This window comes from Xanthomonas sp. BRIP62411 (assembly GCF_003993525.1).
GTDB lineage: Bacteria > Pseudomonadota > Gammaproteobacteria > Xanthomonadales > Xanthomonadaceae > Xanthomonas > Xanthomonas euroxanthea.
This window is the reverse complement of sequence record NZ_QEZI01000026.1, coordinates 125,372-146,358: the sequence shown is the minus strand read 5'-3', so window position 1 is coordinate 146,358 and position 20,987 is coordinate 125,372. Positions and strand designations below refer to the sequence as shown.

Sequence of the window (20,987 nt, the reverse complement as noted above, 5' to 3'; positions counted from 1 at the left end):
CGGCTACATTCGGTGGATGTGCCGGACCAGCACGCGCCCTGTCGCTTCAGCCGCTGCCGGCAGCGCGTGGCTCAGTCATCGCCGAGCACACGCTCGCCCATCAGTTCGCGCTCGCGCTTTTCCAGTTCCTCGGCATAGCGCTTGCGCACGAAGCTTTCCGACAACACGCCCAGCACCTTGCGTTGGGCATCGATCACCGCCAGCTCATCGGCCTGCGTGGCGTCGAAGACCTTCATCACCGCCACGATGTCGGTGTCTGCCAGCAATGCCGCATCGCGGTGGCTGGCGTAGTTGCTTACCGGCGCATCGGCCTGCACGTTGTCCGCATACAGCACCGCCAGCGGCACCACACCGGCGTAATGGCCGGCGGCGTCTTCCAGCACCACGCGCTGCGTGGACCCCAACGGAAACCGCCGGCGAAACTCGCTCACCGTGGTGTCGTGCGCGGTGTGGTTGGCGTCCTTGCGCATCATCTTGCCGGCCGACAGATTGCGCACCCAGCCCACGTCGCGTGCACTGCGGATGTTTTCGCCACGCAGATGCAGGCGCCAGGTGGAGAACGAATAGCCAAACACCTGGCGCACCACCGTATTGGCCACCAGCACCGCCACCATCACCGCGCTCGCCAGCACAAAGTCGTGCGTGCCTTCCAGGATCAGCATGGCCATCGTCATCGGCGCACCGACAATGGCTGCCGCCAACGCGGCCATGCCCACCAACGAGGCGCTGGTGATATCCACCGCCGCGGCGCCGACCAGCAGGTTCAGGAATACCGCAAACAGGCTGCCCACCAGCGAGCCCATGAACAGCGAAGCGAAGAACAGGCCGCCACGGAAGCCGAAACCCAGCGAGATGCCCGACGCGATGCATTTGAGCACCAGCACACCGGCCAGTACCTGCAGCGTGCTGCTGCTGGTCAGGTCCAGGTGCAGGGCGCCATGTCCCGACGACAGCACCTGCGGCGAATACATCGCCAGCGGAATCAGCAGCAACCCGCCTACCACCGGGCGGCCCCAGATCGGCAGCGCGATCCGCCCCACGGCGCGTTCGATACCGGCCACCAGCCGCATCACCGCGATGCCGATCAACGCGCAGGTCAGCCCCAGCGCAATGTAGATCGCATAGTCGCGCGGCTGCAATTGATAGGCCACCGCCGCCGGCAACGAATACGGCGCGGCACCGAGCGCGTTGGCCATGAACGCGCCGGCCAATGCCGCTGCGGCCACCGGCGCAAGCGCCGAGGGCGTGTAGGCGCCGATCACGATCTCGAATGCGTAGAACGCACCGGCCAGTGGCGCCCCGAACGCACCGGCGATCGCACCGGCCGCACCGGCACCGACCAGCGTGCGCATGTCGGCCCGGCGGACCCGCAACACACGGCCCAGCTGCGACCCTGCGCCCGCGCCCATCTGCGTATAGGTCGCCTCCAGCCCCACCGACGCACCAACGCCGTTGGACAGCAGCGTCTGCACCGCAACGATCAGGTTGTCGCGCATCGACATCCGCCCGCCGTGCAGGGCATTGGCTTCCACCGCATCCACCAGCGGCCGCTTCCGCCGCCGCGCCAGCAAGGCCACCAGGCCCACCAACAGGCCGCCCAGCGGCAACACCAGCAACTGGGTGGTGGTGATCGCTTCGGCGGTGCTGAGCCGCTCGCCCGGCGCGAGCGTGTACAGCCAGGCCTGCAGTGCGTGCGCAATACCGGCCTGTACCACCATCAGTGCCGCGGCGATCAGCCCCACCACGGCTGCCAGCCCGATGAACCACAGATCGTTGGCGCGCAATTGCCGGCGCAACCACCCCAGCGGCCGGCGCCAGGATGCGACTGCCGGATGCACGACATGCGTGGGGTTGTGAGGAAATGGCTGCATGGAAGACCAGCGCTCCGCCGGATCAGGGTGCCGGCGCGCGGGGAGACGTCAGCGATGCGGCCTAGTGTGCAGCAACCTGGCTGACCTGCCGCAGTCTGGCCGCGGCAGGGCACGCAACGAACACGGCGGCGCAGCGGGCGCAGGCCACGCGCCGGGGGACGGCGCGCTCACCCCAGCGCACACAGCGGCGTTTCCCCGGGGCGCAAGGTCAGCACACGCACACCGGTACGCGTCACCGCCACGGTGTGCTCGAACTGCGCCGACAACGTGCCATCGCGCGTACGCACCGGCCAGTGATCCGGCTCGGCGCGGATCGCCGCCCTGCCCTGGTTGAGCATCGGCTCGATGGTGAACACCATGCCTTCCTGCAGCGGCATCCCGGTGCCGGCATGCCCGTAGTGCAGGATCTGCGGCTCCTCATGCATCTGCCGGCCGATGCCATGCCCGCAATATTCCTTCACCACGCCATAGCCCTGCTCGCGCGCATGCCGCGCGATCGCATGACCGATATCGCCCAGCCGCGCGCCCGGACGCACCGAGGCAATCCCCTTCCACATCGCCTGATAGGCAGCCCGCACCAACCGCCGCGCCGGATACGCCACCTCGCCCACCAGGTACGTCGTGCTGGAGTCGGCGATATAGCCGTTCTTTTCCAGCGTGATATCCAGATTGACGATCTGCCCGTTGCGCAGCACGTCCGCAGCCGATGGCACGCCGTGGCACACCACATCGTCGATCGAGGCATTGAGCACGAAGGGAAAGCCGTACTGCCCCTTGCTGGCCGGCCGTGCGTCCAGCTCATCGACAATCATCCGCTCGACGAAGTCGTTGAGTTCCAGCGTGCTGCGGCCTGCCAGCGGCAGCCGATCCAGCGCATGGAACACCTGCGCCAGCAACGCCCCGGCGGTGGCCAGCAGCGCAATCTCCGCCGGCTGCTTGATCATGCCCGCGCCGGTTTCAAGGATGGCGGCCGCACGCCCGCCGCACGCAGCTGCTGCGCCACGATCTGCTGAAACGACAACTCCGGATGCATCTCGCACAGCATGCCGACCTTGATCCAGAACGTGGCCTGCGCATTGATCGACCGGCTGGTCACCGTGCACGCGCGACGTAGCTGATCGTGCAGTTCGTCATCGATATTGACGATGCCCATGCAAGCTCCAATGTCAGGAATATACGAATCGTATATGAAACGTATATCCGCGCACAAACGCGGGTAAAGGCCCTCGGCTGCGCTCGGGGTATGCCAAGCGAACGCAGCCGGGAAGGAAACCGGGAACGGAGCGCTAGTGGCCGGCAACCGGCGAGCGTGCGCCCGCGGCAAACCCATGGCGTCTGGCACGCCATGCAATCAACCATCCGATGGCCAGCAGCAAGGCCATGGCAACCGGGAAGGTCTGCGCGCCCCAGTGGTCCAGCAGCACGCCGCCCACCACGCCACCGCCGGCGATGACGCTGTTCCAGGCCACCACATTGAGCGATAGCGCCACATCGGCGCCTTCGCCTGCGCTGTCGGCAAGTGCCGTCTGCAGCAGGGTCGCCGCACCGCCGAAGGTCAGCCCCCATGTCGCCACACATACGTAGACCACAGGTTGCACGTCCTGCAGGAATGCCAGCACCACCGAGATCGCGAGGAACGTTGCCAACGACACCAACACCGTGCCACGCAGATGCTGCTCCACCAGCCTTGCTGCCACGCCGATGCCAGCCAGTGCCGCAACGCCGAAGATCAGCAGCAACACGTCCACGCGATGTCCCAGCCCGGCGTGTACGGCGAACGGCGCCACATAGGTGTACAGGATGTTGTGGGCCAGCATCCACGCCATCACCGTGGCGAGCACGGGACGCACGCCCGGCGTGCCAAGCACCTTGCGCAGCGGCACCCGCTGCGCTGCCGACTGGCCCGGGTAGTCGGGCACCTTCAGCAGCACCCACACGATCAGGATCAGCGTCAATCCGGACATCGCCGCAAACGCACTCCGCCAGCCCAGCAGGCCTCCCATCCAGGTGCCCAGCGGCACGCCGAGGGAGAGCGCAACCGGCGTGCCCACCATCGCAATCGCCATGGCCCTGCCCTGCTGGTCCGGCTGCACCATGCGCCGCGCATAACCGGCAAGCAGGCTCCACGCCAGGCCTGCCGCTGCGCCGGCAAAGAAGCGCGCCGCCAGGGTCAGGCTGTAGTTGCTCGACAGTGCGGTGACCGAGTTGAACAACAGGAAGCCGACGATGGTGAGCAGCAGCACGTTACGCCGCCGCCACTGCTGGGTCGCAATGGTCAGCGGGATGGCGGCCATCACCGAACCCAGCGCGTACGCGGTCACCGTCTGCCCGGCCAGTGCCGGGCTGATGCCAAGGCCCGCGGACAGTTGCGGCAACAACCCTGCCGGCAGGGTTTCGGTCACGATGCAGATGAAACCGGTCATGGCCAGCGCCAACAGGGCGGCGATTGGTAATGGCGGCGGGATCGCACCGGCGGTGGATGCAGTTGGAGAGGTCACACGCTGTCCTTCGTTGGGGAGGGAGATTTCTGCACGGCTCGCTATATCTATATTGATCGATACACATCTAGACCAAAAAAAACAGGTCGTCTTGGGACCTGCCGGCCGGCAACACCACGCCATGATCTGTATCGTTCGATATATATATCCGCGCGGTGACCGCGTTGTCAACGATATCTGTATCGACTAGTCTTGATGTAGAGATCGGAGGGCGCCATGGCGCAAATGGGAAGGCCGCGCAGCTTTGACCGCGACGCCGCGGTCGAGCAGGCGCTTCACCTGTTCTGGGAACAGGGCTACGAATCCACCTCGCTGAGCCAGCTCAAGGCCGCGATTGGCGGCGGCATCACCGCGCCCAGCTTCTATGCCGCATTCGGCTCGAAGGAAGCGCTCTTCAGGGAATGCATGGACCGCTACCTGGCGACCTACGCAAAGGTGACCCACTGCTTGTGGGACACCACGCTCGGCCCGAAACAGGCGGTGGAACTCGCGCTGCGCCGCTCGGCCAAGATGCAGTGCGAGCGCGGCCACCCGAAAGGCTGCATGGTCACGCTGGGAGTGATGAGCGCGCCGTCGCCGGAGTTCTCGGCACTGTGCGCACCGCTGACGCGCTCGCGCGCCCGCACGCGCGCCGGCATCCGCGCCTGCGTGGACCGCGCCATCGCCAGCGGAGACCTCGGGCCGGCCGCCGACGCCGCCGCACTGACCTGTGTGTTCGACAGCTTCCTGCTCGGGCTCTCCACGCTCGCCCGGGATGGCATGAGCTTCAAGGCGATGGATGCCGCCATCACCCAGCTCATGGGGTTCTGGGACGCCCAGGCCGGCTAGGCAGGCCGCGCTTCAACCTGTGCGCCGCAGCGGCCAGGAACGGCAGCGCGCATTGCGCTGACTTTCTCAGTCGAAGGTGCCGATCGCAGCAAGCCGCACCAACTCGTCCACCACGTAGCGCACCTTCGGGCGCAAGTGGCGCGTGCGCGGCCAGAGCGCGTAGATTTCGATGCAATAGCCCGTGCACTCTTCCAGGACGAGACGCAAGCTGCCCGACTGGATGTGCGGGCGCACCAGCGAGATCGGCATCTGGCAGATGCCCAGACCTCCGATCGCAGCGTCGATGACAGCGTCCCCGTCATTCAACTGGTGCGTTCCTTCAGGTACGAAATCGCGGTCGGCCACCTTGCCGCCAAACCGCCAGCCGACAGGCTGGCCATTGCGGAAGCCCACGACGCTGCGATGCGCCTGCAGGTCCTTGATCGTGCGAGGAGTGCCGTGCGCGGCGAGATACGCGGGCGATGCGCATAACACCAGGCGCTGGCGTCCCAGCTTGCGTGCCACCAGGCCACCCGAACTTTCGAGTCCGCCAAACCGGATCGTCAGGTCGATGCCTTCCTGGGCCGGGTCGATCAGATGGTCATTGAAGGAGAGCGTGTAGTGGAGGTCGGGATGCGCTGCGCCGATGCGGAGCAGGATCGGCAACATGACGTGGCGGCCGAAAGACGAGGGCATGTCCACCCGCAGCCGGCCGGTGGGCAATGACGACTGCGAGGCCAGGCCGGCTTCTGCACTGGCGATCTCTTCCAACGCAGCAGCGCATGCGGCGAAGTAGGATTCGCCGTCGGCGGTAAGCGCGATGCGGCGCGTGGTGCGATGGAACAGGCGCACGCGCAGCCGCGCCTCCAGGCGGGCGATCGCCTTGCCCACCGCCGAACGCGAGATCCCCAGCGACGCGGCCGCCTCGGTGAACGTGCTGGAACGGGCCGCGGTGACGAAGGTGACCAGCCCATTGAGTGTCTCGACAGGAATCATCCGACTTCCGTTGGGGAATTGTTGTCCCCAATGACGGGACTCCTGGCACCTTTATGTGCATCGAAGTCAACCTTACCTTCTTTAGCCCTCCCCACCAAATACCCTCCCCCCATGACATCAACGATTTTCCAACCCTTCGACCTCGGCGACACCCGGCTGAGCAACCGCATCGTGATGGCACCGATGACCCGCGCCCGCAATCCGGAGTACGTTGCGAACGCATTGACGGCCACGTATTACGGCCAACGCGCGAGTGCAGGCCTGATTGTCAGCGAGGGCACGCCTGTCTCGCAGCAAGGCCAGGGCTATATCGACGTGCCCGGCATCTGGTCGCAGGAGCAGGTTGCCGGCTGGAAGGTGGTGACCGATGCAGTGCATGCGCGGCAGGGCAAGATCTTCGCCCAGCTGTGGCATGTGGGCCGCATGTCGCATACCTCGCTACAGCCCAATGGCGCCGATCCGGTGAGCGCGAGCACGCGCCCGGTTGCATCCAGCTCCAAGAGCTTTGCATTCATCTACCGCGAGGACGGAACGCGGGGGACGGCTGAGCCCAGCCCGGCGCGTGCGCTCGAGACCGAAGAAGTGCCGGGCATCGTCAGGGATTTCGAACAGGCGGCCCAACGCGCGATCGATGCAGGCTTCGACGGCATCGAGATCCACGCGGCCAATGGCTACCTCTTCGAGCAGTTCCTCAACCCGATCACCAACGACCGTGTCGACGCCTACGGCGGCTCGCTGCAGAACAGGGCGCGGCTCATCCTCGAGACCGTGGATGCGGTGGCAGCGCGCATCGGCTCGCGCAAGGTGGGAATCCGCCTTGCACCGAACAATCGCCAATTCGACATGCCCGCATACGCGGAGAGCGAGGCCAGCTACCTGTACCTGGCCGAAGAACTGGCCAAGCGCGGGCTTGCGTATGTGCATCTGAACGACAACCACGCAAACGGCTCTCCCGACATGAGCGAAACGTTCCTCGCAGCGTTCAAGCGCAGCTACGGCGGCACCGTGATCCTTGCGGGCAAATTGACCCTGGAATGGGCCACTCGGTTGATCGACCAGGGGGTGATCGACCTGGCCGCGTTCGGCCAGCCTTTCATTGCAAACCCGGACCTCGTCGCCCGCCTGCAGACAGGTGTCCCGCTCGCCACTCCGGATCGCGACACCTACTACGGCGGCGGTGCAGAGGGTTACATCGACTATCCGGCCGCAACCTGATCGCAACCTGACAAGACGCATCCACCGCGTCGATGCACCGCCGGCAGCTGCCGCTGCGCCCTGCGAACTCGCCTCCATGGGACATCGCAGCGCGCAGCGGCATGCTCCTGCGCGGGGCTGCAGCGCGCATGGAGGTGGACGCGAGTGACGCGTCGTCCCTTGCGCTGGCAGCATGCGTGATTGCCGGCGGCGCGCCATCGACCTGCAATAGCGCGCGCACAAACGCCGGGCAACGGGCGCCGAATGCCAGGTGGCGCGTGACACTGGCAACGACGACCACCAAGACCATGCGCTGCCGACGGCAAGACCGCCCAGCCGCAGCTAATTGCGCGGCAATTTCCCGGCCAACCTCAAATCAAACGCCTGCAGATCGCTGAGCCGACTGCAGAGCACCACGCTATCCAGGCGCGTGGCGCCTGCCACCATGGGCGGCGATGAACATTCCGACAGCCGACCGGCAGTAGGACTCGATTTCATGGCTGTCTTCTGCTTTCCGCGCATCGAAGCGCGCGATGATCAGCAGGTCGGCTCCCTTGAAAAGCGCCGCAAACAAGCGCGCGGACCCGAGAGGATCGGGCACGTCCAGCAGTGCCCGCTCATGCAACTGACGTAACAACGCCGCGATTTGGGCAATGACATACGCGGGGCCGCCCTCGTAGTGGAGCCTGCTCAAGGAATTCTGGTTCGTCTTGTCGGCCATGACCATGGCTTCAACGCTGCGGACATCCGGGCTCAACAGGGTGCGAAGCAGCGATGATCCAACGGCCATCAGTTGGTCTTCAGCCGGGCCGTCGACGCTTTCAGAAAACATCTGCGGCGCAAATTGGTGGCACCGGTCTGCGATGGCCGCGCTGAACAGCGCCTCCTTGCTCTCGAAGTGCCGGTAGATGCTGAGCTTGGAGATCTTCGCCCGCTGGGCGACCTTGTCCAATGTGGTCGCCTGGAAGCCCAGTTCCACAAAAAGCGCATAGGCAGCGTCGATGATCGTTTGACCAAGCGCCGCATTGGTTGGCCGGCCGCGCCGGCTTTGGCTGTTCTGGGCCACTCGAATTTGAGTCCTTGACAGTATCCTAATTCTGTATTTAGGATACTAACCAGTACCAAAAATGGCAACCCGCAGGCTGGCGCGTTTCCAGCTCCAGGCGTTTCGCCAGGCCGGCGGCCTCCTTCATTGACAGCTCGGTACCTATTCCTATGGATGACGTCATCATCATCGGCGGCAGCTTTGCAGGTCTCGCCGCCGCCCTGCAGCTTGGCCGTGCCCGCCGCAAGGTCACTGTCCTGGACACCGGCCGGCCGCGTAACCGCTTTGCCGGACACTCGCACGGCGTGCTCGGCCACGATCACAAGCCACCGCTGGACATCCTGATCGAGGCCCGGCAGCAACTTGCGCGCTATCCAACGATCAGGCTGATCGATGCGCGGGCCGAGCGGGTGTCAGGCGTTATCGACGATTTCTGCGTGCTCACCGACGATCACGAAAGCCTGAAGGCGCGTCGCCTGATCCTGAGCTATGGCGTTGTCGACCAGATGCCTGCGGTGCCGGGCTATGCCGAAAGCTGGGGGACATCCATCGTGCCCTGCCCTTACTGCGATGGCTTCGAAGTCGCCTCGCAACATTGGGGCCTGGTCTGGTCCGGCCCGCAGTCGATGCACCAGGTCCGGCTGTTCCACGATTGGACTGACAGGCTGACGGTCTTTGCCGATGGCCACGCCATTGCACCCGATCTGCGGGCCGATCTGGCAAGCCGCAACGTGCCTGTGGCCGATGGCCGGATGACCGGGATTGCCCGTCTCGGGGACCACGGTGCCACCATCAGCATCGATGACGGCTCCGACGTTGCGGTCGATATCCTGTTTGCGCATCCGCGCACCACGCCATCTGCAAGCCTGCACGAATCGCTGGGCTTGGCCACGGTCAACACGCCAACCGGCATCGCGCTCAAGGTCGACGAGCGCCGCGAAACCAGCATGCCCGGCATCTACGCCGCAGGCGACCTCGCCAATCCCGGAATGGCCTCGGTCACCACCGCATCATGGCAGGGCGCCACGGCGGGTATCGCCGCCCAGCAATCGATGCTGGTTTGAGACAGACCGACGAATGTCGAGCACATCACCTTCGATCTGCCACATCGCGGCTTCCACGCATTGCAGCGGCCGAGGGTCTCAACAACGACGTTGGGCCCGACTACGAAGTCCCCAACGGCAGATACAGTGTCAGCGCACTCTCTGCAGCCTCACGAAATCCGTAGCTCTTGTAGAACCCGGCTGCCTTCGTATGCAGAGCATCCACCAGCAGCACTCGCACGCCCAACTGCTCTCGCAGACTCAAGCAACGAGCGATCGCATGTGCCAGCAGGTAATCCCCATGCCCCTTACCCTGCTCTGCTGATGAAACCGCCAAGCGTCCCATCCGGATCGCGGGCACCGGGTAGTTGGGCAGGCGCTTGCGATCCTGCTCCTGTAACGCTGTCAGCAAGAGCTGGGCCGCTGACAAGGTGTAGTAGCCCAGAATGTTGCCAGCAACCTCATCATCCACCAGGACATGGGTCGTGCTGATGCCATCGCTGTGATGCTGCACCGCCTGCCGCCGCAGATACGCATCCAGTGTCGACTCCCCGCAGCTGAAACCGTTGCGGTCGTGCCGCTCTGGCTGGAGTTGCTCAACGATTAGCACGCACTTAGCCCTGCGCGACGCGGGCGAGCGCCTTCCTCAACTTGGCATTGGGCTGGAAGGGTGCGTCCAAGGCTTTCAGGAATCGCTTGGATTCCTCCGCCGACAACGTCACTGTCAACTCGGCGGCCATGACGCTCTCCGCCTCGCGCATGACCGCATCACGCACAAAGGCCGAAAGTGGCACGCCACGCAGATCGGCGGCACGGGAAATCCTCGCCTTGTCGGCCGGGTTCAATCGCAGGTCGAGACGGGCAGCAGCGTTGGTCATTGCAAGCTCCTATTTGTACGGAATATTACCGTACAGGCCGCCCGTGTCAAATAACCAGCCCCGCCACAGGCGGGCGTCGTGGTGGACCTTCAACGACCTTGGTGGCTTGGACAAGACAGCAGACAGGCGGTGCGCGTGACAACCGCTAGCGAGCAGACGGGCGCTTTGGCCAGTGCCTGGCATCAGAGGTTGGACAACATGGTTGCCTGCCTTGACCTGCAACGCGTGTGCTCGCTCGCCGGCTACAGCGCCCAGCCCGAAAGAGCGTCAGGCACGCCTACGCAGTGCCGGAGTTTCTCGAAATGAGCTCTGCCAACTCCAATGCTTTCTCGTTGACACGCGCCATGAGCTGGAGCGAGGATGCGTGCGTCGCCGCATATTCGGCGACCGGGATTGGCGTCCCGGAACCTGAGGCGCACCAGCGCCCATCGATCAATGCATGGCGCTTTTTTTATCGCTCGCATCATCGCGGGCGCATGCCGGCCAGCTTTATGGCGGGCGGTGCGCGGGGGTCGCAAGGCCCACCGGTCCTCAGGCCGGCACGCCAACCGCGTACCGTCCGTCACCCGGATTGGCGTCGGGGTGACGGATTTCCAAAACCTGAGGAAATCCACATGTCCTACGACACCCAAGAAACACCCGCGTCTGTGGCGCGTCAGATTGCCCAGCATGTTGGCCTGATCGCCCATACCTTCGAATGCAGCCATACCGCGTGGCTGAGCCGGTTGGCACGCGCCGCAAATACAGGTAAGGCCGTCCACGCCCTCACATTTGCAGACTGCAAAGCAGCGCTCGCTGCACTCGACGCCTTGCATGCGCAGATGCGGCGATGAGCACGCGCAAACAGTTCCGCGTCTGCACGGGCGTCACCCTCAGCTTCGAAATGATGCAGGGCTATGTGCTGGCCATGCTGCATTCCCACGCGCAACCCGGTCTGCCGCCGGTCCTGATCGCCTGCGAAGCCACCGGCTTTGATGACGTGTTGCCAGGCGGCGATGCGCAGAGCGTGGTGCTGGGCCGGTTGCATGTCTGCATGCATGAAGACCCGGCAGTTGATGTCCTCACTTGGCTGCGCAGGCAAGCGCACCGCAACGGAGCGGCACGATGAATACCGCACACGCAATTGCTTATCCATAAGACGCCAACTACGCGATCAGCGAAGAAGGACACGACGTTCCCCGGTAGTTGCCGAGCCACAACAATGGCACTTGGACGCGCGTCCAAGTGCCTGCTTTCTGGTGGTGGTCCACCAGGATTCGAACCTGGAACCAAAGGATTATGAGGCAGCACAATTGAGCTTATTTGACACTCACTTGGCTACGCTAATTTGCGGGCTGTACCTCTTGAGGTTGTTGATGAGGTTGGTTGGCACGTCAATTTTGAGCGTCGAGCTCAATAGCCAAGTCGCCATTAAATCGTGTACCGTTATATGGTGCACCAAATAAATGCAGGACAACTATGGCACGGAAACAGCAGAGCGTAGGTGAGCAGCTCTCGTTCGCGCTCTATGGCGCGGCTGGCCGAGTTACGCGGCTGCATAAACCCCTATTGGAACCACTTGGCCTGACCTTCCCCCAGTACCTGGTCATCCTGAACCTGCTAGACGGTGCCCCACAGACCGTAGGCGAATTGGGGTCCCGCCTTGGAATGGATCCAGGCACGCTCACCCCGCTGCTGAAGCGCCTGCAGGTCGCTGGCATGGTGACCCGCACACGTGACCTGGACGACGAACGTCGGGTACTGGTCGACCTTACTGACGCCAGCCGAGCGATCGAACGTGAGATCCGTGCGGTTAACGGTCAGATCAAAGCAGCCTGTCAGTTGACGGAGGCGCAGATCCAGTCGCTGTGCAAAACCCTCGAAGGACTGGCCCACCCAGCGCCGGAATGATCGGCATCTAAGGATGCCGCCAATGAGGATAAGAAAAACCATATGAAAATAGGAATTCTGGGCGCGGGCAGTATCGGTACGACGCTCGCGCGGAAGCTGGCTGCGGCTGGACACTTCGTGAAAGTTGCTAATTCGCGTGGCCCTGAGACAGTTGATCTGCATGCATTGGCAACTGGAGCGCAGGCGGCCACCGCCGAGGCAGCTGCGAACGGTGTCGAAGTTCTGATCCTGTCGATGCCACACGCCGGCTTTGCCGAGGCGAAACACCTCGTTACACCGCTCCCCGCGCAGACGTCGGTGATCGATACATCGAACTACTTCCCCCAACGGGATCGGGTCAATCCTGCGATTGAGTCTGGCGCCGTCGAGAGCCAGTGGGTCCAGGGCTTCTTCGGCCGGCCCATTGTCAAAGCATGGAACGCCGTCGCTGCGGCGCCTTTTGCCGAGTGCGGCCGACCACAGGGACATCCCGGACGCATCGCCATCCCTGTCGCCGCCGACCGTGCCCGTGACCGGCAAGTGGCAATGGCACTGGTAAACGATACCGGCTTCGATGGCTTCGACGCAGGCGTGCTTGAGCACTCCTGGCGACAGCAGCCCGGCTCGCCAGCGTATTGCACCCATCTCACCTACCCAGAAATCGGTGCTGCACTCGCTGCGGCCGAGCGCGACCGGCTTCCCAAACGTCGCGACTTGTCGGTCGCGATATTTGCAGAGCGGTTCGGTCACGGGGTCAATCCAGACGCCTGCACGATCACCAGGATCAGTCGCGCACTACAGATGTAACGCCAACAAGAGGTTCTATTGCCATGAAGATAGGAATACTTGGAACCGGGTTCATGGGTCGAGTCCTAGCCCGGAAACTCGCCGCAGCGGGGCATGACGTCAAGGTCGCAAACTCCCGCGGCCCTGGCAGCATCGCTGAAGAAATTCTTGAGACGGGCGCACATGCCGCAACAGCAGAAGAAGCGCTCCAGGATGTGGACGTGGTCATCCTGGCCATGCCCCATCCCGGCTTCGAGAAGATCAGGCACTTGGTAGCGGGCCTGCCCGAGCAGACAACGGTCATTGATATTTCCAACTACTTCCCCGGACGGGACCCCGTCAATCCTGAACTTGATGGTGACAAGGCAGAAAGCGAATGGGTACGTGACTACTTCGGCAGGCCCATCGCCAAGGCGTGGAACTCCATTGGAATGCTGTCTTTCGAAATCAACGGGCGCGGCAAGGGTGAGCAGGGGCGCATTGCCCTTCCCGTCTCGGCAGACCGGCCACAGGATCAGGAAATTGCCTTGCGCTTGGTGGAAGACACCGGATTTGATGGCTTCTACGCTGGATGTCTCGCCGATTCTTGGCGCCAGCAACCCGGCTCGCCGGTGTACATCACCGACCTGACTTTCGATGAGATGGGGCCTGCACTAGCGTCTGCAGAGCGGGACCGCCTGCCCAAGCGCCGTGACCTGTCCGCGCAGGTGTTTGCCGAGCGCGTGGGCGAGCGCGCATCCCCCGACGCAGAAACGGTGGTCAAAATCGCGCGTGCACTGTTCATTTAATAATTTGGAGATGCATATGAAGGCGTGGCAGGCGAGCTCCTTCGGAAAATCCAGCGATGTGCTGGAGCTGGTTGACGTTGACATACCCAGCCCTGGGCCTGGAGAGGCCCTGCTCAAGGTACTGGCGACGAACATCGGTCTGCCAGACCGCATGATGCTGGAAGGGCGTTACTTCTTGACTCCGCAGCCACCGGTGACGCCAGGCCAGGAAGTGGTGGGGATCGTGGAGGTGGCCGGGCCTGGATATCCCTTCCCCGTCGGCACGCGTGTGATCGGCGGCGCCAATTTCATGAGTGGTTCGGGTGGATTGGCCGAGTACTGCATCTCGCCGAGTGATGGAGCGGTACCTGCAGCCGATGACATGCCGGACGAGCAGGCCGCGGCGTTTCTCGGCACGTTTCACGTAGCCTATGTAGGGCTAGTCAATCGCGCTCGCGCGGGCGTCGGCGAGACTCTGTTGGTGCTGGGCGGAAGTGGTGGCACAGGTTCAACAGCAATCCAGCTTGGCAAAGCGCTGGGCCTCAGGGTGATTGCGACCGTCAGAAGCGCTGATAAAGCCGCATTCTGCACCCGACAAGGAGCTGACCACGTGATCGTGACCGGTACGGAGTCACTGAGCGAACAGGTACGCAAGATCACCAACGGCAAAGGCGCCGACATCGTGTACGACACGGTTGGCAATCCACTGGCGGAACCGGCGCTCGAGGCAATAGCCATCGGCGGGCGATACGTCCTGGTTGGTTTTGCAGGCGGGGCAGATTTCCCGAGGATCGAGCCGCTCAAGATCCTAACGCTAGGCATCTCCGTCACCGGTGCACTGCACAGCGTGCGTACCCCCGAAGAACAAGAAGATGCCGTCACTGTCCTCGGTAAGTTCTTCTCGGAGGGAAAAATCTCGATGCCCATCGACCAAGTCGTGGCCTTCGCTGATGTGCCTCAGGCCCTGGAGCACCTCGGGGGTGGGGTGAGTGGCAAGCTGATCGCACGAGTCGGCGTGAACTGACTCCGACACAGCACGCTGAGGGGGGAGTAACGGGAGCGGCCCGCCCCCCCGCCCGACATTGACGACGCTGAAGTGGCGCACAGTGAAAAGCTATCCAATCTGCGAAGCGTCAGTGTGTACCCGCAGGGCTTACCGCATCAGCCGTAACAACAACTCCCGGCATGGCGACGATCGTGATCGCCCTGCTTGCACTAGCAGCCTTTGCGCCAGCAGTCGCTACCCGCTGGTCACTGCGGCCAAGACCTGGGCCGCCAACGATGCCGGCTGGTTCACCATCCTGGCTGTCGCCGCATTCCTGGTAGTCGTGATCGGGGTTGCGGTGAGCGGTTATGGCCGCATCAAGCTGGGGCCGGACCACCGTCCACCGGATTGCAACTATGGCTTTTGGTTTGCAATGCTGTTCGCTGCAGGCATGGGCATCGGGCTGATGTTCTTCGGCGTCGCCGAATCCATCACGCATTACGCACTCCGCCGGTCGGCGTGCCGGAATCGGCGGCGGCGGCGCGCCAGGCGATGCGCATCACTTTCTTCCAGTGGGGCATCCATGCCTGGGCGATCTATGCTGTCGTCGCACTTTCCCTGGCCTACTTCGCGTATCGGCACAACCTGCCGCTGCGCGTGCGATCTGCGCTCTATCCGCTGATTGGAGATCGCGTCCACGACCCGCTCGGACACGCAGTGGATGCGTTCGCCGCGCTAGGGACCATCTTCGGCCTGGCCACCTCGCTCGGCCTGGGGGTCATGCAGATCAACGCCGGCCTGAACTATCTTTTCGGCCTGGAGGTCAGCACGCGCTCCGCGCGCGCCGGCATCAATGACATGGCTGGGTATTCGCCGATGGTCACAATGCTTGGCTTGCCGGCATACCGATAGCGGTGGCGCCAAGCCTTCGAGGCCGTGGGACGAACCTCTATGCAGAGGCCGTTCGAGTCCGCCACCCGAAAGGCGGCCACTTTAGGTTTGAGCGCGCGAAGCTTGGCATCCGTGAGCAGGGGAGTCAGATATTTGTGAGTCGGAGTAACCGGTTGCCGCTCCACGACTCACAGCCCGACTCACTATGTCGCCGGATGCAATTGGATACCACTGGACGTCAAAAGGCCCAAAACAGCTATTTTCGAGTAGTTTCCCGCGAGCCTTGGACTAACTCGGACGTCACTGGACTGCTTTTTGGTGGGCCCACCAGGATTCGAACCTGGAACCAAAGGATTATGAGTTTGTCGTCAACGCGCCCTGCCTAAGAAAATCAATCGTAAGGCAACGTAAGCAACTGAACAAAAAAGTAAGCTGCGACAGTAGCTTAGCGCAGCTTGGCGAAGATGGACAAAACTCAGCTCTGTACCGCTTGAGTACCGCTATCGGAAACAATCTTAAACCCGTAGACGTTCATGACGACTGCTCCCACGGGTTGACGACGGTCACACCTGTCGGCTGGAAATCGGCCGCGTTGCGCGTGACCACCGCCATACCGTGCACCAGGGCCGTCGCCGCGATGAGCGCGTCGCGTTCGCCGCGCTTGTCTGGTACGTGCAGCCGAGCACAGCGTTGCGCCACAGCGGTATCGATAGGCAATGTTCGCCCATAGAACTCGGGTAATACATGCTGCTCCAGCCAGGAGCGCAGTGTGGCCCCCTGGGCCAGGTCCCTGCGTTCAATCGACAGAACCCCAAGCTCTAGCTCCATAACTGTGATGACGGATACGAATAGGTCGGCGGCGTCAACACGTTCCGCCCACGCCGCCACATTGGCATCGGCCTTGCCGAGACTTACTTTTCGCAGCTCCGACAGCACGTTTGTATCGAGCACGTACATCATTCCAGATCAGCCGGCAGGGCTCCAATAGTCACGCGCGGTGGCTCGAACTCGATCTCCGCGACGCCTGGCATCGCTAGCGCATCGGCAATATTGCGCCGCTGCTTCGTGAGCCGCTGATAGTCCTCGAAGCTCAACAGCACGTGCGCAGGCTTGCCGCGATCCGTGATGAACACCGGACCGCTCTTGGTGGCCTTCTTTGCTCGCGTCACGTCCTGGTTCAGCTCGCGACTGGATAGGGTTGTGATGGTCATGCACGCTTCCGGAATCACCATGATGTAGTAACGTTACTACAAAATTGATTGGGAAGAAAGACGCTGCTCAAGACATCGACGTCCTTCACTAATTAACGAAAAGCGTGATCGAAGGCCATTTCAGGCCGACAAGGCCTTGAAACTCCCAAGGACAGCATCGCACCCTGAATAAAGATGGCCGTCTTCGCAGGACTGCACGCACGTCCCCAAGATGTGGGTGAGGGCATGGCTGCCGGCTACGGCGATACGGAGAGCGGATGAACGACAAGCGCCCGTATCGGCTAGCCAAACCGCGATCACAACACTAAGGCCTTACAGACGAATGCGGAAAGATTCACTTGCCTACGCCGGCTACTGGCGCAACTCGCTTGCAGATGCTGAGGCGGGACACGGGGCTCTGCAGCCCGCCGACGCACAAAAATTTCAGAACCTGTCCCGTGCGGAGCTGGATGTTGGCCGCATAAGCCAAGGCATCATCGATGCCTGCTTCGCCAAAGAAGCCGAACAGACCGAGTTCGTCGAAGTAATAATCCGCCCAAAGGTCTACGTGTCTCGCATTGAACACGGCAAACAGAGGCGCACCGGAGCACCAGCAATTGTGACGCCAATCATTGCACCCGCGATGCTGGCACGTGACGGCAGGCTGTATCCGCTCTCTCGAACGATCATGCCCCGCGACATTCTGGAACCCTTGGAACGCGGTACGTTCGCGGTCGGCGAAGTATCCGATCAGGATGCTTATCTCACCACGAACACCATTGCCGGGATCAACGTTGCGACAAATGACGGCGAGCCGCTCAGCGATGCCGAGTTCGACCAGGAATGGGCACGTTACAGGGCTGCTTGCGATCAATTGCTGGACCAGGTTGGTCAAGGCTGGCCTGGTGCTGAGGACGAATACGAACTCGCCAAACATGGGTATCTCCTGAAAAAGGAGTCGTTCCCGGCCAGCCAGCACATCCTCGCCCTCTACGACCATATCCGCACCGATTCGCCGACCGCCCCCCTATTCGATCGTTACGCCAGCACCGAGATTCCCTCTCCTGAACCCTGCTTGCCTGACAACGCCGCGTTCTCCAGGCGATTGGCGCATGCCAGCGACCAGTTTTCACTGGCAGCCGCGCAGCGCGATGCTTTGGCTCACCTGTTGGCTGCAGAAACAGGCGAGATCCTGGCGGTCAACGGGCCTCCCGGCACCGGCAAGACCACGCTACTGCTATCGGTGGTCGCCACACTATGGGCCGAAGCGGCGATCAATGACGATGAGCCGCCGGTCGTGGTGGCGGCCTCAACCAACAATCAAGCTGTCACCAATATCATTGATGCGTTCGGGAAGGATTTTGCAACTGGAGAAGGTCCGCTCGCCGGCCACTGGCTGCCCGGCGTCAACAGCTTCGGCGCCTACTTTCCTTCCGCAAGCAAAGAGCGCGAAGCATCAAAAAAGTACCAGACCAGCGAATTTTTCGAGGCGGTGGAGTCGGAGGCCTATGTCGCCAACGCGCAGAAGGCGTATCTAGACGCCGCTGGCGCTGCATTCTACAACATGGCTAGGGAACAGCTCCAAGTCCAGGCAGTTGTCGATGCATTGCGCGCGTCGATTCAAGCCGAAGCGAAAAAACTTACCGCCATCGAAAACGCATGGTTAGCGCTGCTCACCGCACGCTCAGCACTTCGAGCAGAGTTGGGCGAAGAGCCTGCCAACAGTTTGGCGCAACGCCGCCATCTGCATGAAACGTCACTGGCTGAGAAACGCGCGATCGACGAGTTGTCCGAGCAATGGGAGCACTATCTTGCAAAGGAATCTCTCGTCTACACCTTCTTCTCTTGGCTTCCGCCTGTCACCAAGAAGCGTATGCGGTTGGCTCGCTTGTTTCTGAAGCCGATCTGGCCCACCCAGTACGCGCAAGGCGCTTGGGAAACCATCGATCAGATCGAGTCGGCCGTTAAGGCTGTCGCCAGCAAAGCGGACCGGAATCTACGCGAGCAGATCCATAGCCTCGAACGCGGCGAAGCTGTCCTTGAAGCAGAGCGCGCTTGCCTCACGCACTGGCAAGCCGCGCTGGTTCCGCTCGACGTATCGCACCAGGCAAGCAGCTTGTCCATGGCTGATTGCGATTCGCTTGCCGACATGCGCATCCGCTTCCCGATCTTTCTGCTGACAACCCATTACTGGGAAGGCCGATGGCTGCTGGAGATGCAGGAACTGCTGCCTGGGATTGAACAAGAGCGAAAGAAAACTGGACGAGCCACTTTGGAAAAGCGTTGGCGGCGCCGCATGAAACTGACGCCCTGCATCGTCTCGACGCTCTTCATGCTGCCCAAGGAAATGCTGGTTTCTCGGCACAACGGCAGCGGCTTCGTTCCCGACTACCTCTATGGCTTTGCCGACCTTCTCATCGTCGATGAAGCTGGACAAGTGCTTCCGGAAGTCGCTGGCGCGTCATTTGCACTGAGCAAGAAAGCCTTGGTGATCGGCGACACATTGCAGATCGAACCGATCTGGTCGATTCCGCCAAGCGTTGACATCGGCAACCTGCACAGTGCCAAGCTGCTTTCAATCGAGAATCAGGAGGATGACTACGACCACCTTTCGCAGATCGGCAAGACCGTCGCTGGTGGCAGCGTGATGCGGATAGCGCAAACGTTAACCCGATACCATTACGACACAGATCTTGCACGGGGCATGTTTCTGTATGAGCACCGCCGCTGCTTCGACGAGATCATCGCTTACTGCAACGCGCTGTGTTACCGGGGCAAGCTCATTCCGACCCGAAAACTGAAAACCCAGGCACCTGCCGATCAACAGGATGGGCTGCCCGCAATGGGGTACCTCCACATCGACGGAATCTGCCAGAAGAGCGGCAGTGGCAGCCGGTATAACCTGCATGAGGCGGAAACCATCGCCGCCTGGATTTCAGAACACCGCGCTTCGCTGGAAGCCACCTACGGACAGCCACTGCACAAGATTGTGGGGGTGGTGACCCCCTTCGGCGGACAGGTGCAAGCGATCTCCAATGCCTGCCGCAGCGTGGACATCAAGGTCGGCAACGACGATGACGGCATGACTGTCGGGACCGTGCACTCACTACAGGGCGCCGAGCGCCCGGTAGTGATCTTCTCTCCGACGTACACCAAGCATGCAGATGGCGGCTTCATCGACCGCAGCACGAGCATGCTCAATGTTGCAGTTTCCCGAGCGAAGAATACGTTTCTGGTATTTGGCGACATGGATGTATTCGAGTCGGCTTCCATAACGAAGCCGCGCAGCCTGTTGGCCACCTATCTCTTCCGGGATTCCACCAACGCCCTCCACTTCAAACATCTGGTACGGCAGGACTTGCGGGGGACGGATGCTGCCATTCATCCCCTAAGGGACGCGCAGGAACACGACGCTTTTCTGCTAGCTTCCCTCGCTAAAGCAGGCCGCGAAATCCATATTGTCTCTCCCTGGATCATCCTGGATCGCATCAAGGAGATCGGCGCGCTCGTGGCCATGCGTGCCGCAATCCGGCGTGGCGTGAAAGTAACGGTCTATACGGATCCGGAATTCAACACTGACGGCAGCTACGAAGGACGTGATAAAAAACGCCAGACGCTAGACGCCACCGCCGCGATCCTGCGCGACGCGGGCATTCAAGTCGCTTTCGTCACTAGAGTTCACAGCAAGGTGCTGATCGGCGACGACGATTTGTACTGCGTCGGTTCGTTCAACTGGTTCAGCGCCAGACGGGACGCACAGTACGCACGCCACGAAACCTCTCTGGTGTATCGAGGACCGGGGCTGACAAGCGAGATAGACGTCATGCGAGCGAGCTTGCGGGACCGCATCAAGGGCGACTCGCACTGAGCTATCAGCGCAGGATGTCTGATCGCAATAAGCCACTCAGCCTTAGGAAGGACTGTTTTCCAAGACCGTGATAAAGCCAGTTTTCGGACTGTACCTTTAGCTTCTCTGCCTATATGAGACGAGGCATAAAATCCTGATTGAAGTGGTGGGCCCCACCAGTAACCACAAAAGAGCCCGCACGCCTTTTCTCACTTAATTCATCATCCCGTCGAGCATCTCAGTTACCGCCATTATTACCGCCAACAAATCTGGCGATCACGCCGCGTCCAGCTAGCGTTGCGTCTTGGGTGCGTCTAGAT

General features: G+C 62.1%; 21 protein-coding genes and 2 pseudogenes. 12 read left to right on the top strand and 11 right to left on the bottom strand.

Annotation, left to right across the window (positions count from 1 at the left end; translation table 11 throughout):
- Window positions 1-71: 71 nt before the first annotated feature.
- The 4 genes from EO139_RS19255 to EO139_RS19240 all read right to left on the bottom strand — a co-directional run bounded on the left by EO139_RS19255 (window position 72) and on the right by EO139_RS19240 (window position 4,369).
- Complete coding sequence (locus EO139_RS19255) at window positions 72-1,871, bottom strand: chloride channel protein (protein WP_126972019.1); 1,800 nt, start codon at window positions 1,869-1,871, stop codon at window positions 72-74.
- Window positions 1,872-2,038: 167 nt separating this feature from the next.
- Window positions 2,039-2,815 carry a type I methionyl aminopeptidase gene (map, locus tag EO139_RS19250; RefSeq protein WP_126972017.1) on the bottom strand — a complete coding sequence of 259 codons (777 nt, stop codon included), beginning with the start codon at window positions 2,813-2,815 and terminating at the stop codon, window positions 2,039-2,041.
- Window positions 2,812-3,024 carry a ParD-like family protein gene (locus tag EO139_RS19245; protein WP_104583161.1) on the bottom strand — a complete coding sequence of 71 codons (213 nt, stop codon included), beginning with the start codon at window positions 3,022-3,024 and terminating at the stop codon, window positions 2,812-2,814. Before EO139_RS19245 ends, map begins: the two co-directional genes overlap by 4 nt.
- A 133-nt stretch (window positions 3,025-3,157) precedes the next feature.
- Complete coding sequence (locus EO139_RS19240; protein WP_343136471.1) at window positions 3,158-4,369, bottom strand: MFS transporter; 1,212 nt, start codon at window positions 4,367-4,369, stop codon at window positions 3,158-3,160.
- Between the two features lie 216 nt (window positions 4,370-4,585).
- Between EO139_RS19240 and EO139_RS19235 the strand changes: the two genes are divergently transcribed.
- Window positions 4,586-5,197: a TetR/AcrR family transcriptional regulator gene (locus EO139_RS19235; RefSeq protein ID WP_104583160.1), complete on the top strand. Its 612-nt coding sequence runs from the start codon at window positions 4,586-4,588 to the stop codon at window positions 5,195-5,197.
- Between the two features lie 66 nt (window positions 5,198-5,263).
- On the opposite strand, the gene EO139_RS19230 is transcribed toward EO139_RS19235, so the two are convergent.
- Complete coding sequence (locus tag EO139_RS19230; RefSeq protein WP_104583159.1) at window positions 5,264-6,172, bottom strand: LysR family transcriptional regulator; 909 nt, start codon at window positions 6,170-6,172, stop codon at window positions 5,264-5,266.
- Window positions 6,173-6,283: 111 nt separating this feature from the next.
- On the opposite strand from EO139_RS19230, the gene EO139_RS19225 reads away from it, so the two are divergent.
- Complete coding sequence (locus EO139_RS19225; RefSeq protein ID WP_126942206.1) at window positions 6,284-7,387, top strand: alkene reductase; 1,104 nt, start codon at window positions 6,284-6,286, stop codon at window positions 7,385-7,387.
- Between the two features lie 397 nt (window positions 7,388-7,784).
- Here EO139_RS19225 and EO139_RS19220 read toward each other — a convergent pair whose 3' ends face one another.
- Window positions 7,785-8,432, bottom strand: coding sequence for a TetR/AcrR family transcriptional regulator (locus tag EO139_RS19220; RefSeq protein WP_126972015.1), 648 nt, complete (start codon window positions 8,430-8,432; stop codon window positions 7,785-7,787).
- Window positions 8,433-8,581: 149 nt separating this feature from the next.
- Here EO139_RS19220 and EO139_RS19215 point away from each other — a divergent pair, with 149 nt between their 5' ends.
- Window positions 8,582-9,475 carry an NAD(P)/FAD-dependent oxidoreductase gene (locus EO139_RS19215; protein WP_126972013.1) on the top strand — a complete coding sequence of 298 codons (894 nt, stop codon included), beginning with the start codon at window positions 8,582-8,584 and terminating at the stop codon, window positions 9,473-9,475.
- A gap of 100 nt (window positions 9,476-9,575) precedes the next feature.
- Here the strand turns inward: EO139_RS19215 and EO139_RS19210 are convergent, their stop codons facing one another.
- Both EO139_RS19210 and EO139_RS19205 read right to left on the bottom strand, forming a co-directional pair.
- Entirely contained in the window at window positions 9,576-10,064 is a 489-nt protein-coding gene (locus EO139_RS19210; protein WP_126972011.1) for a GNAT family N-acetyltransferase, read from the bottom strand.
- Between the two features lie 4 nt (window positions 10,065-10,068).
- The gene (locus tag EO139_RS19205) at window positions 10,069-10,332 is read right to left on the bottom strand and encodes a DUF1778 domain-containing protein (protein ID WP_104583154.1); all 264 of its coding nucleotides are present in this window, start codon (window positions 10,330-10,332) and stop codon (window positions 10,069-10,071) included.
- Window positions 10,333-10,946: 614 nt separating this feature from the next.
- On the opposite strand from EO139_RS19205, the gene EO139_RS19200 reads away from it, so the two are divergent.
- The 8 genes and pseudogenes from EO139_RS19200 to EO139_RS21590 all read left to right on the top strand — a co-directional run bounded on the left by EO139_RS19200 (window position 10,947) and on the right by EO139_RS21590 (window position 15,651).
- Complete coding sequence (locus tag EO139_RS19200) at window positions 10,947-11,165, top strand: hypothetical protein (RefSeq protein ID WP_126972082.1); 219 nt, start codon at window positions 10,947-10,949, stop codon at window positions 11,163-11,165.
- The gene (locus tag EO139_RS19195) at window positions 11,162-11,440 is read left to right on the top strand and encodes a hypothetical protein (RefSeq protein WP_164739925.1); all 279 of its coding nucleotides are present in this window, start codon (window positions 11,162-11,164) and stop codon (window positions 11,438-11,440) included. Before EO139_RS19200 ends, EO139_RS19195 begins: the two co-directional genes overlap by 4 nt.
- A 350-nt stretch (window positions 11,441-11,790) precedes the next feature.
- The gene (locus EO139_RS19190) at window positions 11,791-12,222 is read left to right on the top strand and encodes a MarR family transcriptional regulator (RefSeq protein WP_104583151.1); all 432 of its coding nucleotides are present in this window, start codon (window positions 11,791-11,793) and stop codon (window positions 12,220-12,222) included.
- Window positions 12,223-12,258: 36 nt separating this feature from the next.
- Window positions 12,259-13,008: pseudogene (locus tag EO139_RS19185) on the top strand (NAD(P)-binding domain-containing protein); the annotation flags it as partial.
- Entirely contained in the window at window positions 12,930-13,775 is an 846-nt protein-coding gene (locus EO139_RS19180; RefSeq protein ID WP_241235986.1) for an NAD(P)-binding domain-containing protein, read from the top strand. The pseudogene EO139_RS19185 and the gene EO139_RS19180, both read left to right, overlap by 79 nt.
- 16 nt (window positions 13,776-13,791) lie before the next feature.
- The gene (locus EO139_RS19175; protein WP_126972007.1) at window positions 13,792-14,778 is read left to right on the top strand and encodes an NADPH:quinone oxidoreductase family protein; all 987 of its coding nucleotides are present in this window, start codon (window positions 13,792-13,794) and stop codon (window positions 14,776-14,778) included.
- Between the two features lie 82 nt (window positions 14,779-14,860).
- Window positions 14,861-15,190 (top strand): annotated as a pseudogene (locus tag EO139_RS21745) (BCCT family transporter); the annotation flags it as partial.
- Between the two features lie 68 nt (window positions 15,191-15,258).
- Window positions 15,259-15,651: a BCCT family transporter gene (locus EO139_RS21590; RefSeq protein WP_206515166.1), complete on the top strand. Its 393-nt coding sequence runs from the start codon at window positions 15,259-15,261 to the stop codon at window positions 15,649-15,651.
- Here the strand turns inward: EO139_RS21590 and EO139_RS21835 are convergent.
- From EO139_RS21835 to EO139_RS19155, 3 genes are all read right to left on the bottom strand, one after another.
- Complete coding sequence (locus tag EO139_RS21835) at window positions 15,543-15,815, bottom strand: Arm DNA-binding domain-containing protein (RefSeq protein ID WP_343136470.1); 273 nt, start codon at window positions 15,813-15,815, stop codon at window positions 15,543-15,545. The two genes, EO139_RS21590 and EO139_RS21835, sit on opposite strands and share 109 nt — an antisense overlap.
- Before the next feature lie 346 nt (window positions 15,816-16,161).
- Entirely contained in the window at window positions 16,162-16,587 is a 426-nt protein-coding gene (locus tag EO139_RS19160) for a type II toxin-antitoxin system VapC family toxin (RefSeq protein WP_126972005.1), read from the bottom strand.
- Entirely contained in the window at window positions 16,587-16,841 is a 255-nt protein-coding gene (locus tag EO139_RS19155) for a type II toxin-antitoxin system Phd/YefM family antitoxin (protein ID WP_039421286.1), read from the bottom strand. The genes EO139_RS19160 and EO139_RS19155 overlap by 1 nt, the downstream gene beginning before the upstream one ends.
- Before the next feature lie 322 nt (window positions 16,842-17,163).
- Here EO139_RS19155 and EO139_RS19150 point away from each other — a divergent pair, with 322 nt between their 5' ends.
- Window positions 17,164-20,688: an AAA domain-containing protein gene (locus tag EO139_RS19150; RefSeq protein WP_126972003.1), complete on the top strand. Its 3,525-nt coding sequence runs from the start codon at window positions 17,164-17,166 to the stop codon at window positions 20,686-20,688.
- Window positions 20,689-20,987: the final 299 nt, after the last annotated feature.